Here is a 24,483-nt window from a genome sequence, read left to right as displayed (position 1 = left end):
TGATTTCTTTAAACCTTGTCCTAGCAGGGCTAAGGCTGGGTTTAAAAAATCGCCAAGTGGGTGAAAAGTGGGTTTATGATGATTGTTCCTATTTATGCAAAGGTTTCTTTTGATACCACTAAGAATAAACCAGCGCTAGGTTTGGTTGCTAAAATTGACGGAAAAGCCATTGATTTTAGTTATGCAACGATAGGTGAATATTTTATTGGTGAAAATGATAAAATTGTAACCATTATTGTTTTGTATGTTAAAAGTGAGATAAGACACAGCTTAATGGGCGGCAAGGTTGCTTTAAAACTTTTTAAAGTCGTTAAACAAATTGCCAAAAAAGAAAAAGTCAAGCATATGCTGACTCATGTAATTTCTGGTGCAAACATTAGCTTAACTGATAGATTTTTTAGAAAAATAGGGGCAAAGACATTGGGTGGAAATTATGCGTTTAAGTTGTAAAAGTCCTTGGCAATATACTACCCTTATTTTTTTGTATGAGCTCTCCTAGAATTCTGTGTAACACTAAATGTACTATTTCCTAAATTGCACTGTATTTATACAAAGGTCTTAATGTGAGAATCCTAATTAGTAATGATGATGGTTTTGACGCACAAGGCATCAAAACTTTGGTGCAAACTTTGTCACAAGAGCATGAAATTGTTGTGGTAGCACCGAATGAAAACAAATCGGCTTCTAGTAGCGCTTTGACTTTGGATAGAGCGCTACAGCCCATTGAGATCAAGAAAAATTTTTATAGTGTTGATGCAACACCGAGTGATTGTGTGCATTTAGCGCTGAGTGGGTTATTGGATGAAGCGTTTGATTTGGTGGTAACGGGTATTAATTTTGGACCAAATTTAGGCGATGATGTGGTTTATTCTGGTACAGTTGCAGGCGCCATTGAAGGGCGCTTTTTAGGTCTGCCATCGTTAGCCATTTCATTGGCTAGTTGGAAAGGCAAGCATTTTGAAACCGCAGGTATTATTACAAAAAAATTACTCACCCAAATTACCCATGCGCAATTGTCACACGATACGATTCTTAATGTCAATGTGCCAGATGTGCCATTGGCAGATATTCAAGGGTTTCAAACTACGCGTTTGGGCAAACGCCATCAATCGGAAAAAAGCATACCTGATAAAGACGATGCATCGAAATTTTGGATTGGTGAAAATGGTGCGCAAGCTGATAATGGCGTGGGTACAGATTTTCATGCAATTGCCAATAACTATGTATCAGTCACGCCTTTGCAGATCGACTTAACTAAATATAACGAAATAGACACGGTTTCCACATGGCTAACAACAATCAAATAAAATCCATGCTTTTTGTTTGGCTTGCACTTATATTGTTAGATGTCTTTGTGGTGCGTGATTTTGCGTGGATTTCAGAGCATTGGGATATTAAACGCGTACTTGTTAATTTGGGTTTAACATCCTTAGCGATGTTGTCTTTGTTGTTTATTCTTAAACCTATTGTTGGGCGCTCTAAAATTGGACGAAGGCTTGTTTTTATCGCTATTGCTGTGCCAACGTTGGTGCAGATGTCGCATTATGAAGTGTATCGTAGTTTTGCTTCTAGTTTTGGTTTTCATGAATTTTCACAAGACCCAACGATGGTGTTGGCATTATGGCTAGAACAACTTAATGTTTTAAAATTTATTTTTATTCTATTGGCAGTCTATGGTTTGTTAAGACTCATAACAGTGCCAATTAGAATAGTGAAATGGCGTTACGGTTTAAATATTATTGGTTTTGTATTGTTGTATTTACTCACGACATTTAGTTGGTATGGTGTGAGTAATTTTCAGAATTCAGTATTGGCATATTATTCAACCTTATTGCAAATGTCACACAATCAAGTATTGAAGTTTAAACATGAAAAGCCAAATATAGCGCCAAGTCGAAAGCCACTTGATCACTTACCTAATATTGTTTATATTGTTGGTGAATCTTTAAACTTTTCACAAATGAGTATTTATGGCTATGCTCGAAATACCACACCTCAATTGTCGCAACTTGAAAGAGACAAAAAATTGATTAAATATAACAACGCACTAAGCATTGGTACAAATACACGCTTGAGTGTGCCTTATATGTTGGTAGGTATGGAAGGTATTGACCCAAAAGGTAGATTTTATCAAACCCCGTCAGTTTTTAATTACGCTAAGGCTCGTGGATATACGACTGCATTTATTAGTGCGCAAGATACTCAATGGGGACACATTAAAGATTTGTTTGTTGATGGGGATGTGGATTATTTTTGGCACGGTGTGACGATGAATAAAGACGCTTCTGTGCATAAAGGTGCAGATGATATGCGTGTGTTAAACGAGATTGCCATGCCGTATATTGACAATATTACAAAGCAGGAGAAGCCATTTCTTTTAGTCTTGCAAATGGATGGCTCGCATTATCCTTATAATGAGCACTCCACCAAACAGCATAAGAAATTTTTGCCTGAGGATGAGCCAAATTCTATCAATGCGTATGATAACACTGTGGTTAAAACCGATGATTATCTGTCTAAAATTATTGGGAAGATGCGTAGCAACTATCCTGATAGTTGGGTATTTTATTCTTCTGATCATGGGCAAGGCTTAGGTGGAAAATCAGGGCAGTTTAATCAAGACCCACATCTAAATATCATTCACAATCCACTGCTTATTTCTGCACCAAAATCATACTATCGTGTGTTGATGCGTAATCAAAATTTGCCAGTTTCACAAGCAGATATTGTGCCAAGTATTTTGGCGATTATTGGCATGAAACCGCATGCTAATGTGAATGGTAAATCTTTGCTTGATACGCAAGACTCAAATCGCTTAAGAGTTGTTAGTCAATATATGCCAACACAACACAACGACCCAAGGGCAGTTTTGGTTAAGCCTGATTTAAGTGTTTATACGCTAGACTTTGAGAAAATGAGTGTGACCTTTCCTGATGGTAAAAAAGCCATTCGTTTTAAAGATTGGGATAAAAAATATCAGCAAATTTTTATTGACCGTGGACTATATTAATAGTAGATATAATAACTAGATGGAATATAACAAGAATTTTTATCAAATCCATTCTAATGACGATATTTTCCAACGCATTCAGAACGAGCGTGAGACGATTGGCTATTACGATTTACCTTACCAGGATACCAGTGATATCAAGGCGTATGCTAAGACGATAGCACAAAAGCATATCGTGGTGGTTGGTATCGGCGGTTCAAGTTTAGGTGTTAAAGCGATTTATGGGTTTTTATTACCATCAAATAAATATCAAAAAAATTTGGTCTTTTTGGAGACGCTTGACCCACTTGAAATTAATCATTGCCTCACTAAATTTGATATTTTTGATGCACATTTTGTGGTGATTTCAAAGTCAGGTAGTACTATTGAGACCATTAGTTTATTTAAGTATTTACACACTTTGGTTGAGATAAATAGTGATAATTGCACGGTTATTTCTGAGGCTAAGAGCGGACTAACTAAGTTTGCACAAGACCGAGATATCAAAGTCTTTGAATTGGCTGAGAATATTGGCGGGCGTTTCTCAGTATTTAGCGTGGTCGGCTTGGTGCCACTTGCGATGGTAGGTGTGGATGTTGATAATTTATTGAATGGTTGCAAGCGTGTATCAGACAGTTTTTTTAAGCAGTCCAGTTATTACGCACCTATTATTAGAAAAGCACGATTTTTAGTGGAAAACAAAGCACGATTTAATATTAATGCGATTTTTTCCTATTCTTCATCACTGGAAGGTTTTAACAAATGGTATGTGCAACTTTGGGCAGAAAGTTTAGGTAAGATTAATATCAACAAAACCAGACAAGCGCTTACGCCAATTGCCTTGATAGGGCCTGTTGACCAGCACAGTTTTTTGCAACTTATTATTGATGGTGTGCGTGACAAGACGGTTACTTTTATTAAGATTGCCGATTTAAAAGACAATACCATTATCCCTAAATCTGGTGATAAGAATTTGGGCTCGGAATACGCTGAAGGCTTGAGTTTTAATGATTTGCTTAACAAACAAGCTGATGCTACTATTGAATCGGTTGAAGCCCAGGGCGATATTCCTTGTGATGTGATTACAATTTCTACTGTGGATGAATACAATATTGCCAAACTAATGTTTAGCTATCAATTATTGGTTTCTGCGATTGGTGAATTCTTACAAATCAACACCTACAATCAGCCAGGTGTAGAAAAAGGCAAAGCCATTCTTAAAGAAAGTCTGCAGAATTAATAATGGGTATTATCAATCAATGTCTTTTTCCAGTTGCAGGTTATGGCACAAGATTTTTACCTGTCACCAAAGCCATCCCTAAGGAAATGTTGCCAATTCTCACCAAGCCATTAATTCAATATGCCGTGGAAGAAGCAATGAGTGCGGGTATTTGTAGTATGACAATGGTAACCAACAAACACAAAAAAGCCATTGAAAACCATTTTAAACCACAGGTAGATATTGAGAAAAGTATTAAAAACACCACCAAAGAAGTGTTGTTAGATGAAATTAATGCTATTTCTGAACAGTGTGATTTTTCTTATATTGAGCAGCAAGAAATGCTGGGCTTAGGGCATGCAATTTACACGGGCAAGCCGTTGATTGGCGCTGATGCATTTGCGGTAATTTTGCCAGATGATTTATGCACCAGTGACAGTGATAGCGTACTGTTACAAATGATCAAATTGTATGAACAAAACCCTGATTGTTGCATTGTGGCAATTGAAGAGGTAGTAGCAAGTGAAGTGGACAAATACGGCGTGATTGATGGCGAATTATTAGAAGGTTCAAGCAGTGCCTATCGTGTGCATAATATGGTGGAAAAACCTACGCCAACAGAAGCACCAAGCAATTTAGCAATCATTGGTCGCTACATTCTCACACATGAGATTTTTGAAGTTTTGGAGAGTACTCAAGGTGATAAAAATGGCGAAATTCAAATTACTGATGCTTTAATGACACTTGCTAAAGCAGGTAAGGTCATCGCCTACCAATTTCAAGGTAGGCGCTTTGATTGCGGCAGTGTTAAGGGTTTTGTTGAGGCAAACAGTGTTTTTGCAAAAGAACAACGATACAACTTTTAAAGAGAAACTATCTGCCTAAATACATTTATTAATATTTTTATGAGTTAATGCTTTGAGTCTTTTTTCTCTATAAGTAAAAAAATCAATAACCCAAGTGCTGCAACCACATGTTTAATTGAATGTCCACTAATAAACCCAAATAATTCAAATATTTGCCCATCAAAATACTCAAATAATTTTGCAAAAACATAAAATAATAGCAAATACCAATACGCTTTAGCTGATTTGCGTTTAAAACTTAGCAAAATAATTGGCATAATCAACATGGGTAAAAACTGCACTAAAAGATACCCGCGTAAATCCCCAGATCCATAATGCTCGCCAATAATCCAATAAACAATAGTAAACAAACCTAATGCCATTAATGGAATAAATAGTTTTTTACCAATTTTTAAACTAATAAACTCACTAATGACAATGGAAAAAAGTGCCATAAAGACAATTACCATCGGCAATCTGTCCAAAAATAATGTTTCATGCCTAACATCAAGATGAAAATAACTAGAGCCAAAAAATACCATAACAACGCCAAAAAACATAGTGTAATACATATATTTTATGTTGTCACTAATGTCTAACTTATTGTTTTTCAATAATATTATTGCGTAAATTCCAACCAATAAAAAAGGAAAATTAGAAATAACATTGTAAAAATTAACAACCCCAAACATACCTCTGTCATCAACAAAACTATGGTATTTGACACTTTGTGGAATTGGATCTTGTAAAAACATGATGAGCGTTATGACAAAACTGATTAATAATATTAATTTGATTGTTAGTTTTTGAATATTTGTCATTCGCCCGCCTCCAAGTGTTGCGCAAGTTTTTTAATACCTTTAAAATCTGCTTTACCTGTTCCTAATTTTGGCAAAACTTCTACCTTGTGGTAAGAACTAGGCAAATACAATGGGTTAATTTGTGCGGCAATTAATTTTTGTTTTAGTGCCTCTTGTGTCATGTCTCCAGTAAATAACAATACTATCTTTTCACCTTTTTTAACATCGGTTAAATTGGTAGCCGCTATTTCAATTTCATCACCCAAACAAACACTCATTTGCTCTTCACAGCTGCCTAGGCTAATCATTTCGCCACCAATTTTTGCAAAACGAGAGTATCTGTCAACAATAGTAACAAAGCCATCTTGATCAATCTTACCTTTGTCGCCAGTGATGTAGTACCTGTTGTTATTGATGGTTTTTATTACCGCGTTTGTTTGAGCAGGATCATTTAAATAGCCTTGCATTACTTGAGGTCCTGAAATTAAAATCATCCCAGCATCACCTTGTTTTAATACTTCAAAACTATTAGGGTCAGTAATAATAATGCTTGTGCCTACTAATGGTTTGCCAATAGTGCCCGTTTTTTGCCCTTGTTGAATTTTCCAATATTTTGGCACCAGTGCATTTGGAATATTGCTACTTGCAACAGGTGCAGTTTCTGTGGTTCCATAGCCTTCATAAATATCTAATCCAAACTTTTGTTTAAAGTCATCAAGTATTTTATTAGGTAGTTTTTCAGCGCCAGCAACTACCAGTCTAATGCTTGCTAACATTAAAGGTTGGAGTTTTCTATTACGCAAATACAAGCGAAAAAATGTCGCAGTGCCAAGCAAAATAGTTGCCTTATGTTCGGTTACCAACTTACCAATACCGTAGCCATCTGTTGGATCTGGATGATAAATAACAGGAATGCCTTCAAGTTGGGGCATCAGCGTGCAAACTGTTAATCCAAAAGAATGAAAATTTGGCAGTGTGCCCATTATTTTATCGTTTAAGCTTGGGTTGAGCATTGTTATTACTTGTTTAACATTAGCAATTAAGTTTTTATGGCTTAACATGATGCCTTTGGGCGTACCCTCGCTACCACTACTAAATAAAATCACAGCAGTCTTTGTGATTTTTACTTTGGTAATAAATAATAATTTTAAGAGCCATACTGGGTAGAATGTTGCCCGTAAAAAATAACCAATTGCCCGTAATTTGTGTGCAAATTTTTGCATATCTTCTAAGTAAATAACATTGCCATTGTTAAGCACTTCACTTAAATCAAAGCCTTTACCTTGTAATTTTTTAATAAATTTTTTGCTGGTAATAATGGTTTGTATGTCCGCTTTTTTAATAGCCAACTTCAAGGGCTGTATTCCAGTTGTGTAGTTAAGATTAACGACTGTTTTAGCCAAACAAAATAAAGACATATTACACATGGCACCAGCAACTGTTGCAGGCAGTATTACCGCTATGTTATTATTATTTCCTAATTTATTTTTTAGCCATTTGCGCATTAATAGCGTGGCGGCTAAAAATTTATTAGCGTTTAAATTCATGCCTGTGGAGTCTGCTACATAAAAATTATTTTTCTTCTTTATTTGTTCAATCCATAGACTGGCAATATCTTTTTGCTGATTAATATAGTTGTGCCAAACATCAACGCTTAAATCAATAACAATATTTTTTAATTGCACAGCCTTGATGTTAGTTGGCAGTTCTGCGCCAAATTTAACACAAATATTGCGACCACTTTGTTTAATTCTATCTGCTGCATTAGAGAATTTACTTTCCCACAAGCCGTGTAAATAAAAGGGCACAATTGCACAATCTTTAACTTCTCTTAATATGTGTTCATAACCAGCTAAAAAAGTATTCATTCCACCATTTCTAGTCAACATTCCTTCTGGAAAAAGTGCCACTGTATGACCGTCATTAAGTGCTTTTGCCACTTCTTTGAGGGAATTTTTGCTACCAGATGATGAAATGGGAATTATTTTGAAAAAATCAAAAAACCATTTAAGATACCATTTTTTGTAAATTGATTTTTCCATAACAAAGCGAATTTGTTGTGGGTAAACTATTTGCAAAATTGCCCAATCAATGTAGGAAACATGGTTGCCAAGTAATAAAGTGCCTTTATTTGTAGGAATATTCTCTACCCCTATGGCGTTAATTTTGTAACGCAGCTTAAATACAAAGCGCACTATGTAAATTAGTAAAGATTGCGGTAATTTAACAAATGTCCAAAGCGCTCCAACAGTGGCAATTGTTGCGGCAATCAGCAATATATCACCACTATCAAATTGTAAATAAGAAAGGGATGCAGTAGCAATTAAAGCAACAAGCATAAAGACATTTTGATAAAAATTATTGGCAGCTAAAATTCTACCCAAACTAAAACTGGGTGCGCTTAATTGAATTAATGCATTCAGTGGCACCAACACAAGACCAGCACAAAGACCGTAAATAAAAAATACCCCAGCAATAATATTAACATTTTGCAAAGTAGGAATAATAAATAAAGTGATTGCAACGCCAAGACTCCCTAAAGGCACAATACCTAATTCAACATAGTTTTTAGAAACCTTGTTGGCAATCATTGAGCCAACAATAATACCAAGACCGCCAACTGCTAACAAAGACTGGGCAATGACAGTGTTTTCTACGCCAGCAGATGACTTTAAAAATGCGCCAAAGACAGCAACAACAATTTGTGAAATTGCCCAAAAAATACTCAGCCCAATAATGCTATGCCAAATGACTTTATTGCTTTTGATTATGCTGTTATTGTTCTTAAAATAACCGCCAGTTAAGTATTTTTTTATTGCAAAATTATCAGTGATTTTTTTAGTCTTGGTTGTTGGCAATTTAAGAGACAACAAAAACTCAAATACACTTGAAATAATTAACACAAAGCCAATTGGAGCAACCATTTTTAGTATTTCATCTTTATTATTAACATCACCTATTAAAAGACTTTCAAAGAAAATAGAATAAATAACAGCGCCCAATAAAATTGCAATAATGGTAATAGCCTGAGTGATGGAATTGGCCTTAACAACATTAGCGGTGCCAAACATTTCTTTAATGAGTCCGTATTTGGCGGGGGAATAAAAAGCGCTTTGGGCGGCGAGTAGTAATGTGGCAACAAATGCCATTTCAAAATAGCCTAAATAATAGCTCAATGTGATTAAAGAGGTAATAATAATAGCAATAAATGAGGAAACTTGCACTATCTTAGTTTTGCAATATTTGTCACTAATAAAACCTGATGGCGAAAACAAAAATACAAAAGGTAATAAAATTAAGGCGTTAATAATGGCAGTTAAAACCATTAATTCTGTGCCATCATAGGTTTTAAAAATAGTATTTTGTAAAACAATCTTGTGCCCTAAATCAACAGAAGCATTAAGGAATACGATTAAAAAGTAAGTTAAAAATCCACTAATTTTATAAAGATTTTTCATGATTTGTCTCCATTATGAATGCGTTTATTTTCTAGTAAAGTGTGATTGCTAAAAATATAAGGCTTGACTTTTAACACTGTGTCAAAAATTATTTGGTGGGTATTGCTGTTTTTGTGTTGCTCTTGTAATATTTCTACGCCAATTTTATTTTCTAGTTTTGCCAATGCTTTAGCGCTTTTAACATAATGTTTGAGCAATTCTAGTGTTTGCTCGCTTTTTATGAGAATATCAATTATTTCAATATCTTTTTGGGAATAAAAATCATCAACTCTAATGAGTTCTAATGTTTGCAGTGCTTGTAATTTTTGCAGGGAAATTTTACTTTTTTGCAAAACCTCTTTAACAGAAAACTCTTTATTGCCGACTGAAACAACCTCTAGCGAGTTAATAATCATATCAATACTATCATCAAAATTAATGGTGCTGCCAGTGAGAATTGCTTTGATTTGGCTAATGGAATAATAAAGAGAGTTTTGCAAATAACGAATAAATTTAATAATCTCTAGGCATTTTTCATCATACAAAGCAACATTGGGCTTGGGTCTTTGTGGTTGAGGCAACAAACCATCATTTAAATAATAAATAAGTGTCGATTTACTTTCTCCGCTCAACCTTACCAATTCATTCATTTTTAGCATAATATTTACTTTTTTAAGAAATTATCAGCATTATACTGGTAAAACAAAAATTGTAAAGTGTTACTTTACGCTTTTTAAAATAAAATTGGAATTAAAAGGTAATAACATCACTAAAATTTTAAAGGTTTAATATTAAGTCAAGCACTGAATCTGATAATATTATCCAATTAAAAACAGGCGTATTTTTTCGCAAAGTGTTAGTAGGATGTGCTTGTAGTTGGGTCAATCACGGCGTGGGGTGACTCACGCTTTGGAGGCACTACACTTGTATCTAGCACTGTATCCGATTAAATATAGGTCAGTGCCAACTTAAAGTTTTTAAAAATTAACAGATTAAAATATTTATTTTCTGTTTATTAGAGACCTTTGCATAAATAGGGATGATTAGCAAAATCCAATTTTTGCCCAATGGGTGATTTCTTTAAACCTTGTCCTAGCAGGGCTAAGGCTGGGTTTAAAAAATCGCCAAGTGGGTGAAAAGTGGGTTTCTGATGATTGTTCCTATTTATGCAAAGGTCTCTATTAAATTGTTTCATGACTCACTTGCATTGCTTTTTGAGTTAGGCAATAGTGCTTTAATACGCTTGATATACGAAAACTAGAAGCCTACCAAGGTTGAGAAAGCCAAAAGTGGTGATTAAAGCATAAGGTGATCTGCAGATTTAGGTGTATAATTTTATTTTAAACCTTTAAAATCTTTAAATATATATAGAAAGCATTAAAAAAATTAGACAACCTTAAGCGTTTAGTTATCAAGAGCACAGACTTATGAAAATTATTGCAAGCATGATTTTTCTTTTATTTGTTATAGACGCTTTAGCGTTAACTGAAAAAGCGTTTATTGATAAAGTATTAAATCAAGATACAAATTTTGAGAAAGATAAAATATATGTTGCAATTAAGCAAATAGAGTTAGACGCCAGTAAGCGTAGTTATGCAGATTGGAATGCTGATTTAAGTGCATCATTATTAAACAGTTATTATGATATAGATAATAATACAACTTCTACCGCTATCTATGATAAGTATCGCTACAACAATAATAAATCTCTCAAATTATCAATTAAGAAGAATTTTTTATCTAATCCCTCCACTCTAACATTCAGTGTTAAGCGCTCAATCCCAGATGTTGATATAACACGCTATAAACAAGATGCACTGTATATCGGCAGTGATTCTAAATATAGTATTACTACTTTTGATAATACTTATAAGATTAGTTACAAATATCCCTTGTTAAAGCATGGTGAAAGTGCATCGGGTTTAAAAACTTATCGTCGTGATATTTTGGATTTAGAACGAGAAAAATTTGATTTTGATGATGCGCAAGAAGGTTTTCTGGTGGCTCGTTTAAAGCAATTTATTGATTGGAATTTTTATCAAAAGAATGCTGAGGTTTACCAAGATTATAGTCAGTCATTAACAATCATTCAAGTTAATAAAGTCAAAGACAAGTCAAAATTAAATACAGCGATCTTGCGTGCAAAGCAGGATATATCAAGCAATGATAGTAAATTACAGTCTTTGAAAAGAGCGTTGGTGAGCGTACTGAATGACTCAAGTTTGTGGTTTGAAAGCCCAAAAATAAATACCGAAAAACGCTCAAAAATTATGCCGGATTTAACGCAATATTTACAACATAATGTACGATTTTTGTTGAAGCTTGAGATTGACAAGCGTTTAAAAAAGATTGATTTAGATTATCACAACAATCAATCTCTTTATAAATTGGATTTTAATATTGACGCTGAAAGGAATGATAATAAAGGCAACACAATGACCGCGGTTTATAAGAGCAAGAGCATTCTTTATACTGCAGGTCTTAATTTTTCTATGCCAATTGGCGTTGATGTGAATAATCAAAAAGACATTCAGGTGGCACAATTAAACTTGCAAAAACTCAATATAGATTACAACAACAAATTAAAAGATATTCGTTCAGATGTAGAGGCATTGATTGTCGGGTTGAATTTGAAAAAAAAGGCGCTTGATACCTATCAAAAATTAAGGATTGGTGTGGAGTCTGAGGCTAATTTGGCACTCAAAGGCTATTTGAATGATTCTGTTTCGATTACAGCGCTGATTGATGTCTATCAAGAAAAACGCGATGTTGAATTAGACTATGTTAAAGCATTGAAAGACTATCAAGAAAGCTTACTCAAATATGACGATAAACTTGATAGGGTATTAACTCGGTATTAAAATACTGTGCGTTGAGTGTCAAGTTAATATTATTCGAGACCTTTGCATAAATAGGAACAATCATCAGAAACCCACTTTTCACCCACTTGGCGATTTTTTAAACCCAGCCTTAGTCCTGCTAGGACAAGGTTTAAAAAAATCACCCATTGGGCAAAAATTGGATTTTGCTAATCATTCCTATTTATGCAAAGGTCTCTATTCAACTGTTACTGATTTGGCTAAATTTCTTGGTTGGTCAACATCGGTGCCTTTAATCAACGCCACATGATAACTTAACAATTGTAATGGAATGGTAAAGATGATCGGGGCAGTGATGCGTCCTAAATTGTGCGTGATGGGGATGATACTCATGCCCTCCATTGGCTCAATATTTGAAGCTTCGTCTTCAAACACAATCATATGTGAACCACGAGATTTAACCTCTTGTAAGTTGGATTTTAACTTGTCTAATAATTCATCATTTGGGGCCACGGCAATCACGGGTGTTTCTTTGTCAATCAAGGCAATCGGACCATGCTTGAGTTCACCTGCAGGATAGGCTTCAGCATGGATGTAGCTAATTTCTTTGAGTTTGAGCGCGCCTTCCATGGCAATGGCGTGCATTGAGCCTCTGCCTAGGAACAATGCATTGAACTTGTTTTTAAAAGTTTTGGCAAGCTCGATAATTCGGTCTTCTTGTTCAAGCGTTTTGTTGATTAAATTAGGTAGGCGGCTTAGCCCGCCAACAATGACGGCCTCTTGTTCCTGTGATACTTGATTGCGGCATCTGCCGAGGACAACTGATAGTAGGGCTAAGGATACTAATTGCGTGGTGAATGTTTTGGTGCTTGCCACGCCGATTTCAGGGCCTGCATGGGTTAAAAAAGTGAGTTCTGATTCGCGAGTCAAACTTGTCTCAGCGTTGTTACAAATTGCTAATGAATGAATATTTTTGTTGCGTTTTTTAACGGCTCGAAGTGCTTCCAAGGTATCGGCTGTTTCACCACTTTGAGAAATGGTGACAAACAAAGTATTGTTTAAAATAATGGGGTTACGATAGCGATATTCACTGGCAACTTCAATATGAGTCGGTATTTTAGCAATATCTTCCAGCCAGTATTTAGCCACCAAACCTGCGTTATAACTCGTGCCACAGGCGATGATTTGCACATGTTCAATTTTTTTAAATATGGTTTTTGCTTCGTAACCAAAAGCCGATGTTAGCACCTTGTTTTTGGTGATGCGAGATTCCAATGTGTCACTGATGGCTTGTGGTTGTTCAAAGATTTCCTTTTGCATGTAATGTGCATAATCACCTTTTGAAGTTTGTCCTTTTTTAAGTTTTGAGATTTTAATTGCTCTTTTAACTTTTGTGCCATTTTTGTCAAAAATATTCACAGAGTCTTTAGTGATATCAGCAATATCACCTTCTTCTAAGAAGATAAATTGCTTGGTGATGCTAATTAATGCCATTTGGTCCGAAGCGATAAAATTACCCTGATCGCCCAAGCCAATTACCAAAGGTGAACCACTTCTAGCAGCGATAATATGACCTGGGTGCTGTGGCGAGATTACGCCAACACCATAGGCACCTTGGAAAGTAGTAATAGCGCTTTGCACTGCTTCTAATAAAGTGTCACATTCTTTTAATGCTTGAGCAATGCCGTGTGCAATTACTTCAGTATCAGTATCTGAGGTAAAGCGATAGCCTTGTGCCTGTTGCTGGGTTTTAAGTGCTAAGAAATTCTCAATAATGCCATTATGCACCACACCAACACTATCGTTACAAATATGAGGGTGTGCGTTTTTTGTCGAAGGTTTGCCATGCGTTGCCCAGCGAGTATGAGCAATACCAATCGTGCCATTGACGATTGTTGAATTAATGCGACCTTCAAGATTAGCAACTTTGCCTGCTGCTCTTGCGCGTTGTAGTACATTGTCGTGCGTTAGCACAACGAGGCCTGCCGAGTCGTAACCACGATATTCTAAGTGTTTTAGACCATCGATTAAGATAGGGGTAATGTTATTTTGGCAAATACCGCCAACAATTCCGCACATATAAACAATAATTAAGATTAATGTTTGAAATTATAGTCAATATAATAACGCTTATGACAATTGATTTACACAACCACTCTTATTATTCCGATGGCGTTTTATCACCCAGCGAAGTGGTATGCTTAGCAAAAGAATCGGGGTGCAATGTGTTTGCACTTACCGACCATGATACAACCGATGGGCTAATTGAGGCACAACAAGAAGCGAATAAGCAAAACATTAAGTTGGTGCATGGTGTTGAAATATCAGCCATGTGGAGTAATATGACCCTTCATATTGTTGGACTTAATATTGATAAAGATAATCCGATTTTGCGCTCAGGATTAAAGCAACATCAAGGTTTTCGCAAAACCAGAGCCGAAAAAATGGCGCGTGGTTTGGGTGGTGCAGGTGTGGTGAGGGCAATGGAAAAAACCCAAGCACTTGCCAAAACCGATATGATCACGCGTACGCATTTTGCACAAATGCTTATTCAAGAAGGCATTTGCAAAGATATGAGATCTGTATTTAGACGATTTTTAACAGGTAAAAAACCTGGCGGTGTTAGCGGGAAATGGGCGCAGTTTGATGAAGTGATTAAGTGGATTCATGCCGCAGGTGGCGTGGCAGTATTGGCACATCCTTTGCGTTATCGTATGACCAATACCAAAATTCAACGAATGCTTTCGCACTTATCAAATGCCGGACTTGATGGCGTGGAGGTTATTACTGCCCATAGCACGGATGGCGAAATTAGTTTAATGTCAAAGTGGGCAAATGAGCATGAATTATTGCATTCTTGTGGTTCAGATTACCATGGTTGGAATAATCAAAGAATTAAAATTGGGTGCTTAAAGGATTTTCCTAATCCTGATAGAGCATTATGGAGAGATTGGTAATGGCAAAATTATTGGAAATTCACGCGCAGAATCCACAAAATCGCTTGCTCAAACAAGTGGTGGATGAACTCAATGCAGGTGGTGTTATTGTCTATCCGACAGATTCTGGTTATGCATTAGGTACAGCAATGGGCAATAAAGAGGGTTTAGCGCGAATTAGGCGTATTCGCAACTTGTCTAAGCGACACGACTTTACTTTAATGATGCGTGACTTGTCTCATATTGGCGAGTATGCCAAGCTGGACAATAATGCCTTTCGCTTATTAAAAAAAATCTTGCCTGGGGCTTATACCTTTATTTTAGCAGGCACTCGTGATGTGCCAAAACGCCTATTACACCCTAAGAAAAAAACCATTGGATTAAGAATATCCGCTCACAGTGTGGTTCAAGCTATTTTAGAAGCACTGAATGAGCCACTTATGAGCGTTTCTCTGATTTTAAAGGGGCATAAGTTTTATCATATTAATGATGTGCGTGAGGCGTTAGACAGCCAAGTTGATGTGATTATTGATGATGGTTATTGTCCGCCAGAGCCCACTACAGTCATTGATTTATCGGGTGATAGTGTTGAAATTATTCGCCAAGGTGCGGGCGACACCTCGCTCATTTCAGTATAATTCAATCTTTTATTTTTTTTAGTTATTAGAGACCTTTGCATAAATATGAATAATCATCAAAACGCCCTTGACAATTTTATAAAACACAGCCATAGCTTTGCTATGACTATATTTCATAAAATCACCAAGTCGGCAAAACTTGTCATTTTGCTAATCATCCCTACTTATGTAAAAGTCTCTATTAAAGTATCACTATGAAAACGCCACAGATTAGACAAAAATTCTTAGATTTTTACGCATCAAAAGGACATGCGATTGAGCCAAGTGCTTCACTTATTCCGCATAATGACAAAACTTTATTATTTGTTAATGCTGGCATGGTGCCGTTTAAAGATGTGTTTAGTGGTGTGGAAAAACGCCCTTATAATCGTGCAGTCAGTTGTCAAAGGTGCGTGCGTGCAGGGGGAAAACATAATGATTTAGAGAATGTGGGCTATACCGCGCGCCATCATACTTTCTTTGAAATGCTGGGTAATTTTTCATTTGGTGATTATTTTAAACGCGAGGCAATTCAATATGCGTGGGAGTTTTTAACGGTTGAACTTGGACTGTCCAAAGAAAAACTTTGGGTTAGTGTCTTTGAAGAAGACGATGAAGCGGAAGATATTTGGGTGAATGAAATCGGATTCCCCAGAAATCGCATTTCTCGTTGTGGCGCTAAGGACAACTTTTGGCAAATGGGCGATACTGGCCCGTGTGGTCCATCCAGTGAGATTTTTTATGATCATGGTGAGGATATTGCAGGGGGTCCACCAGGGCATGCTGATGAAGATGGTGATAGATATATTGAAATTTGGAATTTGGTATTTACCCAATATGACAAGCAAGAAGATGGCTATCTTAAACCACTTGCCGCACCTTGCGTGGATACGGGTATGGGGCTTGAACGATTGGCTGCGGTATTGCAACACAAAAATAATAATTATGACACCGATGGCTTTAAAACTTTAACCAAAGCCATTGTTGATTTAACCCCAAAAGATGACAATATTAAACAAAATAACGCCTCAGTACGCGTGATTGCTGATCATATTCGTTCAACTGCGTTTATGGTGGTAGATGGTGTGATTCCATCCAATGAAGGGCGTGGTTATGTGCTCAGACGCATTATTCGCCGCGCGATTCGTCATGGGCATAAAATTGGTATCAATAAAGTATTCTTTTATCGCTTAGCGCCAGTTTTGGCATTAGAGCTTAAAGACGCCTATCCAGAGCTCAAAAAATCTTTGGCAAATGTTGAAAAAGTATTAAAGCGAGAAGAACAGAGATTTGCACAGACACTAGACCAAGGTATGGGAATTTTAACCGAAGCGATTACCCAACTTAAAGGCAATGAGATTGATGGTGAAACTGTATTCAAACTTTATGATACCTATGGCTTTCCAGCTGATTTAACTGCTGATGTAGCACGAGAGCATCATTTAACCATTGATATGTTTGGTTTTGAAATTGAAATGACTAAGCAACGCGAGCGTGCCCGTCAAGCAGGGGATTTTAAAACCCTGCAAAAAGGCGTTGATATTGGCGAACAAACACAGTTTTTAGGCTATGAGCAGTTGGAAAATTCCTCCTCAGTACAAGCCCTGATTAAAGAAGGCGAATTGGTGGAACAAATTGAAGCAGGTGAACAAGGTATTGTTGTGCTTGCCATTTCAAGTTTTTACGCCGAGTCAGGAGGGCAAATTGGTGACTGTGGCACACTTTCAAATGATACGGTTGCGTTTGTAGTTAATAATACACAAAGGCAAAAATCAGGTGCCTTTGAGCACCACGGTATTTTAAATAAAGGTCTTTTAAAAGTAGGCGATGTGTTGACGGCTGTTGTTGATAAAAAATCTCGCAAACGCATTGCTAGAAATCACTCAGCCACGCATTTACTACATGCCGCACTGCGCACGGTTTTAGGTGAAACAGTAACGCAAAAAGGTTCATTGGTTGACAGCGAAAAACTGCGTTTTGATTTTTCACACGATGAAATGATTGCTAAATCAGACCTTGATAAAATTGAGGGCATGGTCAATCGTAAAATTTTGAGCAATACTATAGTGCATACCGATGTAACTGATATTAACAGCGCTAAAAAGAAAGGCGCAATGGCACTGTTTGGTGAAAAATACGGCGATACTGTACGGGTTTTAACCATGGGTAAGGACGATTTTTCAGTTGAACTTTGTGGTGGCACTCATGTCAATCAACTTGGTGATATTGGACTTTTTAGAATTATCTCAGAAGCCGGTGTTTCTGCTGGTGTACGCCGTATTGAAGCAGTGACGGGTTATAGTGCTTATCAGTTTGACAATCAAACACAAGATAATTTGAATCAAATTGCACAGATGACTAAGTCAAGTAATGTGCAAGTTGTAGAAAAAGTAGCGCAGTTAATAAAACAACAAAAAGAATTAGAAAAACAAATAGCTTCTATGCAAAAACAACTTGCCAGCAACCAAGGCGATGATTTGGTTAACCAAGTACAAGATGTGGGAGGCGTGTCTGTCCTCGCCAGCGTTGTAGAGGGTGTGAGTGGTAAAGATTTGCGTGATATTGCCGACAAACTCAAAGATAAATTAGGCACTGCAATTATCGTATTAGCAGTTGTTAGTGACGATAAAGTATCATTGGTTGCTGGCGTTACCAAAGATTTAACCGATAAATACCAAGCAGGGAAAATCCTGAATCATGTCGCTCAACAAGTTGGTGGCAAGGGCGGTGGTCGTCCAGATATGGCGCAGGGTGGCGGCACAGACCCTAGTAAGATAAATCAAGCATTGGCTTCAGTTAAGGGGCTAATTTAGACAATAAAAACCAAAAGAACTTTATCAAGGACTGAGTCAAAAACAACTTGCCAAGAGAACTGGCAAAAGTAGTCGTGATATTTTAATTTTAGAAAAAAAACATTGTCGCTGTGAAAACAAACAGATAAAATAACTTGATGATAAACACAATATATAATTTATGATTAAATTGATATTTAGAACATTACCAATTTTATTCTTTTTAATTGGTTGTTCGTCTATACCTGAATACATTGGTACAAAATCTATTAATAATGCAGTATTACAAGGTACAATCACGCCTAATATTTTTTCAGCACTCGCAAATAATTCTCTTACAACCGTAGTGGTGAATGGTAAAATCGCAAATAAATTCTACTTAAAGCCAGGAGAGCATTTTGTTGAAGTGCATTCGCAATCGCTATCTGTATTTTCCCCATTAAGCGCAAAACATGAAATGTTTATAACCTTAGAAGCCGGGAAAAAGTACAAAATCACCTCTACATCTTCAATTACTACAAGCACTGTAAGTTTTTATCTATTTGATGTAACAGGCGAAAAGGAAAAATTACTAATGAAAGAAACTGTGAGGGGTTATTTATGAAGAAAATAATCATTTATGTATTATGCATTTTTACTATATCTTGTGCATCAATCCCAAACTTTGATAAAGTTCGGGGTAATAGTGGTCAAAATATTGCGATTGCGGGAATGAGTTTTATTCCTTCTGGGGATATAGTATGGGATATCGTAAAACAGCACACTTATCAAGCAATATTATTTAATAAAAATAAAGATGAAACATTAATCACAGTTATTGAAACTTTTAACCTATCTGAAGAAATAAATAAGGAAAATTTTCTGTCTTTTATTAAAGATAGAGAAAAAAAAGCCCCGAAGACCGGCAGATATGAACGCATTACTGAGTTTATAAACTCTTATAACCATAAAGGCGCAACATGTGTTAAACATATTGCATCAAGTAAAGATTATGGGGCAAAAAGAGATGGGCAATATACAATATTTGAAGTTTATGGTGTGTATTGCATACACCCAAATAATAACAATATTGGTCTTTTTATTCAGTTGTCAAGAAAAGCACCATTTGATCAAAAAAATCAATTGTTTAAGCAACTGGGTCAAGATTTATTAGATTCTATAGTTTTTAAGTCTTATAAAATTTAAAAATAGCTTTTAGAAAATTTTATATTTTTGCTTTTATCAATATATTTTTGTAAATCACCCGTTTAAAATGCCTGCTCTTTCTTATGTGAGAAATTTATAAATTGCAAGCATAAAAACCATTTTTGCGGATTTTTGTTAATATATTAGACGCAGCCAGTTGGTTGTGGCATGCCACCGTATTTAGTAATAGGTTTCATTGGACCAGTTAACCATTCTTTAAATAATATTTTCTTGTCAATGCCAACTACTTTAGCAAATGTTCTAATGGGCGGGACGGATGAATTTTCAGCAAAATATTCTCTGGCTGCCATAATTTGACTCACCATACTTTCAGTTAATTCTATATCGTCTTCTTTTGCCATTTCAAACATCACTTCTTCACTCCAGATGCTTGGGTCAACTAAATATCCGTTTCCAGTTCTTTCTAATGCCATTTTCATTCCTTTAAATACTATAAATTAAACAATATTATATAGTCATTACCTTAGTTATTTACTTGGTTTTTTTAAGTGTTTTTAAATGGGTATAATTTAGCTACTATGGATTGGATGCAATTAACATTAAAAACGAATAAAGAAAATGCAGATTTTGTTAGTGAAGTTTTAATGGGTTTAGAGTGTGTTTCAGTTACTTTTAGTGATACATTTGATGATGAGATTTTTGAGCCACCAGTGGGTGAAACGCCCTTGTGGCAGCATGTAACAGTTACTGCATTGTTTGCCATTGGCATTGATGAGAGCGCCATCAAAGAGTCTTTGCAACAAATTTGTAATATTGATAAAGTAACTTTTGCCTTATTGAAAGACAGAGTTTGGGAAGATGAGTGTAAAAAAGATTTCCATGCGATGCAATTTGGCAAGCGTGTTTGGATTTGCCCGTCGTGGGAAGATAGCACTCAATTGCCTGATGGTGCGGTCGTGATTAATATGGATCCAGGGCTAGCATTTGGCACTGGCACACACCAAACCACAGACCTGTGTTTGCAATATTTAGATGAAAACCCACCTATAAGACAAAGCGTCATTGACTATGGTTCGGGTACAGGAATTTTGGCAATTGCTGCTGTTAAGTTGGGTGCTAATCAGGCTCTTTGTGTGGATAATGACCCGCAGGCGGTTCTTGCCACACGCAGTAATATTGAAAATAATCAAGAAGCAACGAAAATTATTGCCCTACATACCGATGATGAAGGGCAGTTGGACAAAGTGGACTTATTGATGGCTAATATTTTGGCAAAACCTTTAGTGGGTTTGTGTGAGCACTTTTCTAAATTGGTTAAACTGGGCGGGCAACTTGTTTTATCAGGTATCTTGCACGAGCAATTGGAGATAATATTGGATGCCTATGGCGAGTATTTTTCAGAGTTAAAAGTGGTGCAAAAAGAGGATTGGTGTCGAGTAAATGGAATTAGAAAATAAAGCAAAAATGAGCAAACAAATAAAAGCAGTATCGTTAATTTCAGGGGGGCTAGATTCGCTGTTGAGCACCAAATTATTGCTTGACCAAGGCATACATGTGGAAGGTATTAACTTCTTTACAGGCTTTTGTGTGGAAGGGCATACACACGCTATTCGCAAGCAAAAAAAAGACAAACCAAAACGCAATAATGCATTATGGGTGGCGGAGCAATTGGGTATTAAATTACATATTATTGATGTTATTGAAGAGTATCGTGATGTCCTTCTAAATCCTAAACATGGTTATGGTAAAAATATGAATCCCTGCCTTGATTGTAAGGGGTTTATGGTGAAAAAAGCCAAGCAGTGGATGCTTAAGCATGATTTTGATTTTATTATTACCGGTGAGGTGATGGGACAACGCCCGATGTCTCAACGCAAAGAGACGATGCCGATTGTGCAAGCAGAGTCGGGCGCTAATGACTTATTATTGCGACCTTTGTGTGCCAAGCACCTGCCAGCAACCAAAGCAGAAATTGAAGGTTGGGTAGATAGAGAGAAATTATTAGATTTTTCAGGTAGGACGCGCAAACCACAAATGGCTTTAGCCAAACAGTATGGTTTTGAAGATTATGCCACGCCAGCAGGAGGCTGTTGTTTTTTAACGGATAAACAATATTCGGATAAACTGGTGGATATGTGGCAATCACGCGGTAATCGCGAGTATCAACTTGATGATTTAATGATGCTCAAAGTTGGTAGGCATATTCGCCCAAACCCTCGTTTTAAAATGATTGTCGCTAGAGAAGAGGGTGAAGTTAAATTCCTAGAAGGCTATCGCAATCAATATGCAAATCTATATCCAATTAGTTGCAATGGTCCGTTGGCATTGATTGATGGTGAGCCAAATCAAGAAGACTTACAAATTGCCGCTAAAATATTAGCACGCTATTCTCAAGGTAGAGATGAGCGCAGTGTGGATGTGGAGGTGAAATTAGATTCTGGTATTATGCAAACACTGAGTGTTAAGCCATTTTCTAGTGATGAAATCAAAAAAGAGTGGATGGTTTAACCGCCACCAACAGCCTTAATAATTTCACAAATATCACCCTCATTTAGGACGAATTCAGCATGCCTAGACTTAGGAATAATGGCTCTATTGACTTCTAATGCAATGCGTTGGTTTTGGAGTGTGAGCTTTGTAATTAAATCAGCAGCGTTTGATTTGTCGTCAATTTCTAATGGTGAGCCATTGACTTGTAAGATCATTTATCCATTTTTCCAATCGCACAAGATACGAATGATTTGGCTTTTGCTTTTGCTGAGCTAAGACCGTGTACAGAATCGGTTTCAGGATAACCTAAGCCAAGTAAAACTTTAGTTACTTCATCGCGTTTGTTATCTTCGATATTAATAGTAACCATACCTTGTTCCACCTCAACCTTGACACTATCGGTGTTAAATTCTGCATTGAGTTTTTTGGTAATTGTGCCTGCACAACCGCCACATTTGATGTTTTCAACCGTGATATTCATAACATTTTTCCTTTAATATAAATGAGTCTTATTATATCAATTTGAGCGTTAAATTGCACACCAGTTGTGGTAAAATTTCTCAAGTTTTTATTCAGGAGTATTTTGGTGTCGCAAGTTGCCTTATTAGCATTAGAAGATGGTCAGATTTTCAAAGGAAAATCAATGGGTGCTAATGGCAATACAGTGGGCGAGGTGGTGTTTAATACATCAATGACAGGCTACCAAGAAATCCTAACCGACCCTTCTTATGCCAAGCAAATCGTAGTACTGACTTATCCACATATTGGTAATACAGGCACTAACTTGGTTGATGAAGAGTCTGGAAAAATTTATGCCTCAGGTTTAATCATTCGTGATTTACCACTCCTACATAGCAATTGGCGTAGCGAAATGCCACTTGATGAGTATCTATCTGCTAACAATATTGTAGCTATTAGTGATATTGATACTCGTGCACTAACACGCCATCTGCGTGAAAAAGGTGCACTTAAAGGTTGTGTTATTACAGGTGAGGATGCTGATGAAGCCACAGCAGTTGCTAAGGCGCAAGCATTCGCAGGTCTTCAAAATATGGATTTGGCAAAGGTGGTCTCAACCATTAAGCAATATACCTTTAATGAGGGCTCTTATTCCCTTGAAAAGGGTGAATTTAACCCACTTGATGCAAAATTCAAAGTCGTTGTGTATGACTACGGTGTCAAGAAAAATATTTTAAGAATGTTGGTTGACCGTGGCTGTGATTTAACAGTGGTTAATGCGCAAACGCCAGTTGAAGATGTTTTGGCAATGAATCCTGATGGTGTCTTTTTATCTAATGGTCCAGGTGACCCGCAGCCGTGCGATTATGCAATTAAAAATATTCAAACCTTGTTAGAAAAAAATATGCCCATGTTTGGCATTTGTTTAGGTCATCAATTGTTGTCGCTCGCAAATGGTGCAACCACTGAAAAAATGACTGTGGGTCATCATGGCGCCAACCATCCTGTACAAGATTTGATCTCTAAACAGGTGATGATTACCTCACAAAATCACGGTTTTTCTGTATCGTACAGTGATATGCCAAGCCATCTTGAGATAACACACAAATCGTTATTTGACAATACCATTCAAGGCATTAGAGTGACTGGCAAGAAAGCATTTGGCTTTCAAGGACATCCCGAAGCATCGCCAGGACCACAGGATATAAGTCATTTATTTGATATATTTATACAGGAGATTAGTCAATGAAAAATTTATTAATAAGTTCTTTGTGTTTAATCTTTAGCATGACAGTCATGGCTGAAGAAGAACTTGACCCATTTGAAGACGCTAACAGAGTAATTTTTGAATTCAACCAAGGTTTAGATGAGACATTGTTTGAGCCAATTGCTAAATCCTATAAAGAGAATGTACCTAAACCAGCGCAAAATCGAGTGAGTGATTTTTCTTCTAATATCGGTGATATTGGCACATTGGGTAATGAAATAGCGCAGTTTGAATTAATTAATAGTACTACTACACTGGGCAGGGTTTTGATTAATTCCACGGTGGGATTGTTTGGTTTATTTGATGTGGCAAGTAACTGGGGTTTGGAAAAAACACAGGAAGATTTTGGACAAACACTGGCAGTCTGGGGTACACCGAAAGGTGCTTATGTGGTGTTACCGGTATTAGGCTCTTCAACATTGCGTGATGTAACAGGCAAGGCGGTAGATGGCGCTCAAAGGGTGAAGCGAACTAAAGCATTAAAGGAGGTTGAAAAAGTGGGGATAATTACATTGCAGGCGGTTGATACGCGTGTTAAATTATTACCAGCAACTGATTTGATTAAGCATTCAGATGATTCTTATATTGCCGTTCGTTCTGCTTATTTACAAAAGCGTAAGTATGATATATATAATGGCAATCTGCCTGAAGATGATGAATTTTAAAT

General features: G+C 36.6%; 23 protein-coding genes. 16 read left to right on the top strand and 7 right to left on the bottom strand.

All coding sequences use genetic code 11. The features are described 5' to 3' along the window. Positions 1–78 precede the first annotated feature (78 nt). The 5 genes from BBROOKSOX_RS00340 to galU all read left to right on the top strand — a co-directional run bounded on the left by BBROOKSOX_RS00340 (position 79) and on the right by galU (position 5,074). Positions 79–450: a hypothetical protein gene (locus BBROOKSOX_RS00340; RefSeq protein WP_218973687.1), complete on the top strand. Its 372-nt coding sequence runs from the start codon at positions 79–81 to the stop codon at positions 448–450. Positions 451–563: 113 nt separating this feature from the next. Further along, a complete protein-coding gene (gene surE, locus BBROOKSOX_RS00335; protein WP_010645557.1) occupies positions 564–1,307 on the top strand; it encodes a 5'/3'-nucleotidase SurE in 744 nt (247 codons plus the stop codon). Beyond that, a complete protein-coding gene (locus BBROOKSOX_RS00330; RefSeq protein ID WP_139659172.1) occupies positions 1,286–3,010 on the top strand; it encodes a phosphoethanolamine transferase in 1,725 nt (574 codons plus the stop codon). The genes surE and BBROOKSOX_RS00330 overlap by 22 nt, the downstream gene beginning before the upstream one ends. A gap of 19 nt (positions 3,011–3,029) precedes the next feature. Further along, the gene (locus BBROOKSOX_RS00325; protein WP_139659171.1) at positions 3,030–4,229 is read left to right on the top strand and encodes a glucose-6-phosphate isomerase; all 1,200 of its coding nucleotides are present in this window, start codon (positions 3,030–3,032) and stop codon (positions 4,227–4,229) included. Positions 4,230–4,231: 2 nt separating this feature from the next. Beyond that, on the top strand, positions 4,232–5,074 hold the full coding sequence (gene galU, locus BBROOKSOX_RS00320) for a UTP--glucose-1-phosphate uridylyltransferase GalU (RefSeq protein WP_139659170.1): 843 nt from the start codon (positions 4,232–4,234) through the stop codon (positions 5,072–5,074). 44 nt (positions 5,075–5,118) lie between these two features. Here galU and BBROOKSOX_RS00315 read toward each other — a convergent pair whose 3' ends face one another. Genes BBROOKSOX_RS00315 through BBROOKSOX_RS00305 form a run of 3 tightly spaced genes read right to left on the bottom strand, consistent with a single transcriptional unit; the run spans position 5,119 to position 9,949 of the window. Further along, on the bottom strand, positions 5,119–5,874 hold the full coding sequence (locus BBROOKSOX_RS00315) for a ceramidase domain-containing protein (RefSeq protein WP_139659169.1): 756 nt from the start codon (positions 5,872–5,874) through the stop codon (positions 5,119–5,121). Further along, positions 5,871–9,311 (bottom strand): acyl-[ACP]--phospholipid O-acyltransferase, encoded by a 3,441-nt coding sequence (locus BBROOKSOX_RS00310; protein ID WP_139659168.1) that lies wholly within the window; start codon positions 9,309–9,311, stop codon positions 5,871–5,873. Before BBROOKSOX_RS00310 ends, BBROOKSOX_RS00315 begins: the two co-directional genes overlap by 4 nt. Then, complete coding sequence (locus tag BBROOKSOX_RS00305; protein WP_050990225.1) at positions 9,308–9,949, bottom strand: MerR family transcriptional regulator; 642 nt, start codon at positions 9,947–9,949, stop codon at positions 9,308–9,310. The genes BBROOKSOX_RS00310 and BBROOKSOX_RS00305 overlap by 4 nt, the downstream gene beginning before the upstream one ends. Before the next feature lie 768 nt (positions 9,950–10,717). Here BBROOKSOX_RS00305 and BBROOKSOX_RS00300 point away from each other — a divergent pair. Continuing rightward, complete coding sequence (locus BBROOKSOX_RS00300) at positions 10,718–12,151, top strand: TolC family protein (RefSeq protein ID WP_139659167.1); 1,434 nt, start codon at positions 10,718–10,720, stop codon at positions 12,149–12,151. Positions 12,152–12,346: 195 nt separating this feature from the next. Here BBROOKSOX_RS00300 and glmS read toward each other — a convergent pair whose 3' ends face one another. Then, positions 12,347–14,188 carry a glutamine--fructose-6-phosphate transaminase (isomerizing) gene (gene glmS, locus BBROOKSOX_RS00295; protein ID WP_139659166.1) on the bottom strand — a complete coding sequence of 614 codons (1,842 nt, stop codon included), beginning with the start codon at positions 14,186–14,188 and terminating at the stop codon, positions 12,347–12,349. A gap of 20 nt (positions 14,189–14,208) precedes the next feature. Here glmS and BBROOKSOX_RS00290 point away from each other — a divergent pair, with 20 nt between their 5' ends. The 6 genes from BBROOKSOX_RS00290 to BBROOKSOX_RS00265 all read left to right on the top strand — a co-directional run bounded on the left by BBROOKSOX_RS00290 (position 14,209) and on the right by BBROOKSOX_RS00265 (position 19,639). Beyond that, positions 14,209–15,066, top strand: coding sequence for a PHP domain-containing protein (locus BBROOKSOX_RS00290; RefSeq protein ID WP_257607708.1), 858 nt, complete (start codon positions 14,209–14,211; stop codon positions 15,064–15,066). After that, positions 15,066–15,683 carry an L-threonylcarbamoyladenylate synthase gene (locus BBROOKSOX_RS00285; RefSeq protein ID WP_010645572.1) on the top strand — a complete coding sequence of 206 codons (618 nt, stop codon included), beginning with the start codon at positions 15,066–15,068 and terminating at the stop codon, positions 15,681–15,683. The genes BBROOKSOX_RS00290 and BBROOKSOX_RS00285 overlap by 1 nt, the downstream gene beginning before the upstream one ends. A gap of 45 nt (positions 15,684–15,728) precedes the next feature. Further along, on the top strand, positions 15,729–15,881 hold the full coding sequence (locus BBROOKSOX_RS00280; RefSeq protein WP_180323791.1) for a hypothetical protein: 153 nt from the start codon (positions 15,729–15,731) through the stop codon (positions 15,879–15,881). Then, positions 15,878–18,475: an alanine--tRNA ligase gene (alaS, locus tag BBROOKSOX_RS00275; RefSeq protein ID WP_139659164.1), complete on the top strand. Its 2,598-nt coding sequence runs from the start codon at positions 15,878–15,880 to the stop codon at positions 18,473–18,475. The genes BBROOKSOX_RS00280 and alaS overlap by 4 nt, the downstream gene beginning before the upstream one ends. Before the next feature lie 160 nt (positions 18,476–18,635). Further along, the gene (locus tag BBROOKSOX_RS00270) at positions 18,636–19,058 is read left to right on the top strand and encodes a hypothetical protein (RefSeq protein WP_139659163.1); all 423 of its coding nucleotides are present in this window, start codon (positions 18,636–18,638) and stop codon (positions 19,056–19,058) included. After that, positions 19,055–19,639: a hypothetical protein gene (locus BBROOKSOX_RS00265; RefSeq protein WP_139659162.1), complete on the top strand. Its 585-nt coding sequence runs from the start codon at positions 19,055–19,057 to the stop codon at positions 19,637–19,639. Before BBROOKSOX_RS00270 ends, BBROOKSOX_RS00265 begins: the two co-directional genes overlap by 4 nt. Positions 19,640–19,782: 143 nt before the next feature. Here BBROOKSOX_RS00265 and BBROOKSOX_RS00260 read toward each other — a convergent pair whose 3' ends face one another. After that, positions 19,783–20,073, bottom strand: coding sequence for a TusE/DsrC/DsvC family sulfur relay protein (locus BBROOKSOX_RS00260; protein WP_139659161.1), 291 nt, complete (start codon positions 20,071–20,073; stop codon positions 19,783–19,785). A gap of 114 nt (positions 20,074–20,187) precedes the next feature. On the opposite strand from BBROOKSOX_RS00260, the gene prmA reads away from it, so the two are divergent. After that, positions 20,188–21,057 (top strand): 50S ribosomal protein L11 methyltransferase, encoded by an 870-nt coding sequence (gene prmA / locus BBROOKSOX_RS00255; protein ID WP_257607707.1) that lies wholly within the window; start codon positions 20,188–20,190, stop codon positions 21,055–21,057. Between the two features lie 7 nt (positions 21,058–21,064). After that, the gene (locus tag BBROOKSOX_RS00250) at positions 21,065–22,108 is read left to right on the top strand and encodes a tRNA (5-methylaminomethyl-2-thiouridylate)-methyltransferase (protein WP_139659178.1); all 1,044 of its coding nucleotides are present in this window, start codon (positions 21,065–21,067) and stop codon (positions 22,106–22,108) included. Here the strand turns inward: BBROOKSOX_RS00250 and thiS are convergent. After that, positions 22,105–22,305 carry a sulfur carrier protein ThiS gene (gene thiS / locus BBROOKSOX_RS00245; protein WP_010645580.1) on the bottom strand — a complete coding sequence of 67 codons (201 nt, stop codon included), beginning with the start codon at positions 22,303–22,305 and terminating at the stop codon, positions 22,105–22,107. The genes BBROOKSOX_RS00250 and thiS overlap by 4 nt on opposite strands. Further along, positions 22,302–22,571, bottom strand: coding sequence for a heavy-metal-associated domain-containing protein (locus BBROOKSOX_RS00240; RefSeq protein ID WP_010645581.1), 270 nt, complete (start codon positions 22,569–22,571; stop codon positions 22,302–22,304). Before BBROOKSOX_RS00240 ends, thiS begins: the two co-directional genes overlap by 4 nt. A gap of 105 nt (positions 22,572–22,676) precedes the next feature. Here BBROOKSOX_RS00240 and carA point away from each other — a divergent pair, with 105 nt between their 5' ends. Both carA and BBROOKSOX_RS00230 read left to right on the top strand, forming a co-directional pair. Then, positions 22,677–23,798 (top strand): glutamine-hydrolyzing carbamoyl-phosphate synthase small subunit, encoded by a 1,122-nt coding sequence (carA, locus tag BBROOKSOX_RS00235; protein ID WP_139659159.1) that lies wholly within the window; start codon positions 22,677–22,679, stop codon positions 23,796–23,798. After that, positions 23,795–24,481, top strand: a complete 687-nt coding sequence (locus BBROOKSOX_RS00230; RefSeq protein ID WP_139659158.1) for an MlaA family lipoprotein — start codon at positions 23,795–23,797, stop codon at positions 24,479–24,481. Before carA ends, BBROOKSOX_RS00230 begins: the two co-directional genes overlap by 4 nt. Positions 24,482–24,483 lie beyond the last annotated feature (2 nt).

The sequence above is a fragment of the bacterium endosymbiont of Bathymodiolus sp. 5 South genome, assembly GCF_900128535.1.
Taxonomy (GTDB): domain Bacteria; phylum Pseudomonadota; class Gammaproteobacteria; order PS1; family Pseudothioglobaceae; genus Thiodubiliella.
The sequence above is the reverse complement of the archived record's forward strand: the minus strand, read 5'-3'. Positions and strand labels throughout refer to the sequence as shown.

Bases quoted from the DNA above. Each gene is read 5' to 3' on its own strand.
- BBROOKSOX_RS00250 (WP_139659178.1), top strand. From the start codon at position 21,065: ATGAGCAAACAAATAAAAGCAGTATCGTTAATTTCAGGGGGGCTAGAT.
- glmS (WP_139659166.1), bottom strand. From the start codon at position 14,188: ATGTGCGGAATTGTTGGCGGTATTTGCCAAAATAACATTACCCCTATC.
- BBROOKSOX_RS00340 (WP_218973687.1), top strand. From the start codon at position 79: ATGATTGTTCCTATTTATGCAAAGGTTTCTTTTGATACCACTAAGAAT.
- BBROOKSOX_RS00315 (WP_139659169.1), bottom strand. From the start codon at position 5,874: ATGACAAATATTCAAAAACTAACAATCAAATTAATATTATTAATCAGT.
- BBROOKSOX_RS00300 (WP_139659167.1), top strand. From the start codon at position 10,718: ATGAAAATTATTGCAAGCATGATTTTTCTTTTATTTGTTATAGACGCT.
- BBROOKSOX_RS00330 (WP_139659172.1), top strand. From the start codon at position 1,286: ATGGCTAACAACAATCAAATAAAATCCATGCTTTTTGTTTGGCTTGCA.
- galU (WP_139659170.1), top strand. From the start codon at position 4,232: ATGGGTATTATCAATCAATGTCTTTTTCCAGTTGCAGGTTATGGCACA.
- thiS (WP_010645580.1), bottom strand. From the start codon at position 22,305: ATGATCTTACAAGTCAATGGCTCACCATTAGAAATTGACGACAAATCA.
- BBROOKSOX_RS00240 (WP_010645581.1), bottom strand. From the start codon at position 22,571: ATGAATATCACGGTTGAAAACATCAAATGTGGCGGTTGTGCAGGCACA.
- BBROOKSOX_RS00290 (WP_257607708.1), top strand. From the start codon at position 14,209: ATGTTTGAAATTATAGTCAATATAATAACGCTTATGACAATTGATTTA.
- alaS (WP_139659164.1), top strand. From the start codon at position 15,878: ATGAAAACGCCACAGATTAGACAAAAATTCTTAGATTTTTACGCATCA.
- BBROOKSOX_RS00310 (WP_139659168.1), bottom strand. From the start codon at position 9,311: ATGAAAAATCTTTATAAAATTAGTGGATTTTTAACTTACTTTTTAATC.
- BBROOKSOX_RS00230 (WP_139659158.1), top strand. From the start codon at position 23,795: ATGAAAAATTTATTAATAAGTTCTTTGTGTTTAATCTTTAGCATGACA.
- BBROOKSOX_RS00260 (WP_139659161.1), bottom strand. From the start codon at position 20,073: ATGGCATTAGAAAGAACTGGAAACGGATATTTAGTTGACCCAAGCATC.
- prmA (WP_257607707.1), top strand. From the start codon at position 20,188: ATGCAATTAACATTAAAAACGAATAAAGAAAATGCAGATTTTGTTAGT.
- BBROOKSOX_RS00325 (WP_139659171.1), top strand. From the start codon at position 3,030: ATGGAATATAACAAGAATTTTTATCAAATCCATTCTAATGACGATATT.
- BBROOKSOX_RS00270 (WP_139659163.1), top strand. From the start codon at position 18,636: ATGATTAAATTGATATTTAGAACATTACCAATTTTATTCTTTTTAATT.
- BBROOKSOX_RS00285 (WP_010645572.1), top strand. From the start codon at position 15,066: ATGGCAAAATTATTGGAAATTCACGCGCAGAATCCACAAAATCGCTTG.
- BBROOKSOX_RS00305 (WP_050990225.1), bottom strand. From the start codon at position 9,949: ATGCTAAAAATGAATGAATTGGTAAGGTTGAGCGGAGAAAGTAAATCG.
- BBROOKSOX_RS00280 (WP_180323791.1), top strand. From the start codon at position 15,729: ATGAATAATCATCAAAACGCCCTTGACAATTTTATAAAACACAGCCAT.
- BBROOKSOX_RS00265 (WP_139659162.1), top strand. From the start codon at position 19,055: ATGAAGAAAATAATCATTTATGTATTATGCATTTTTACTATATCTTGT.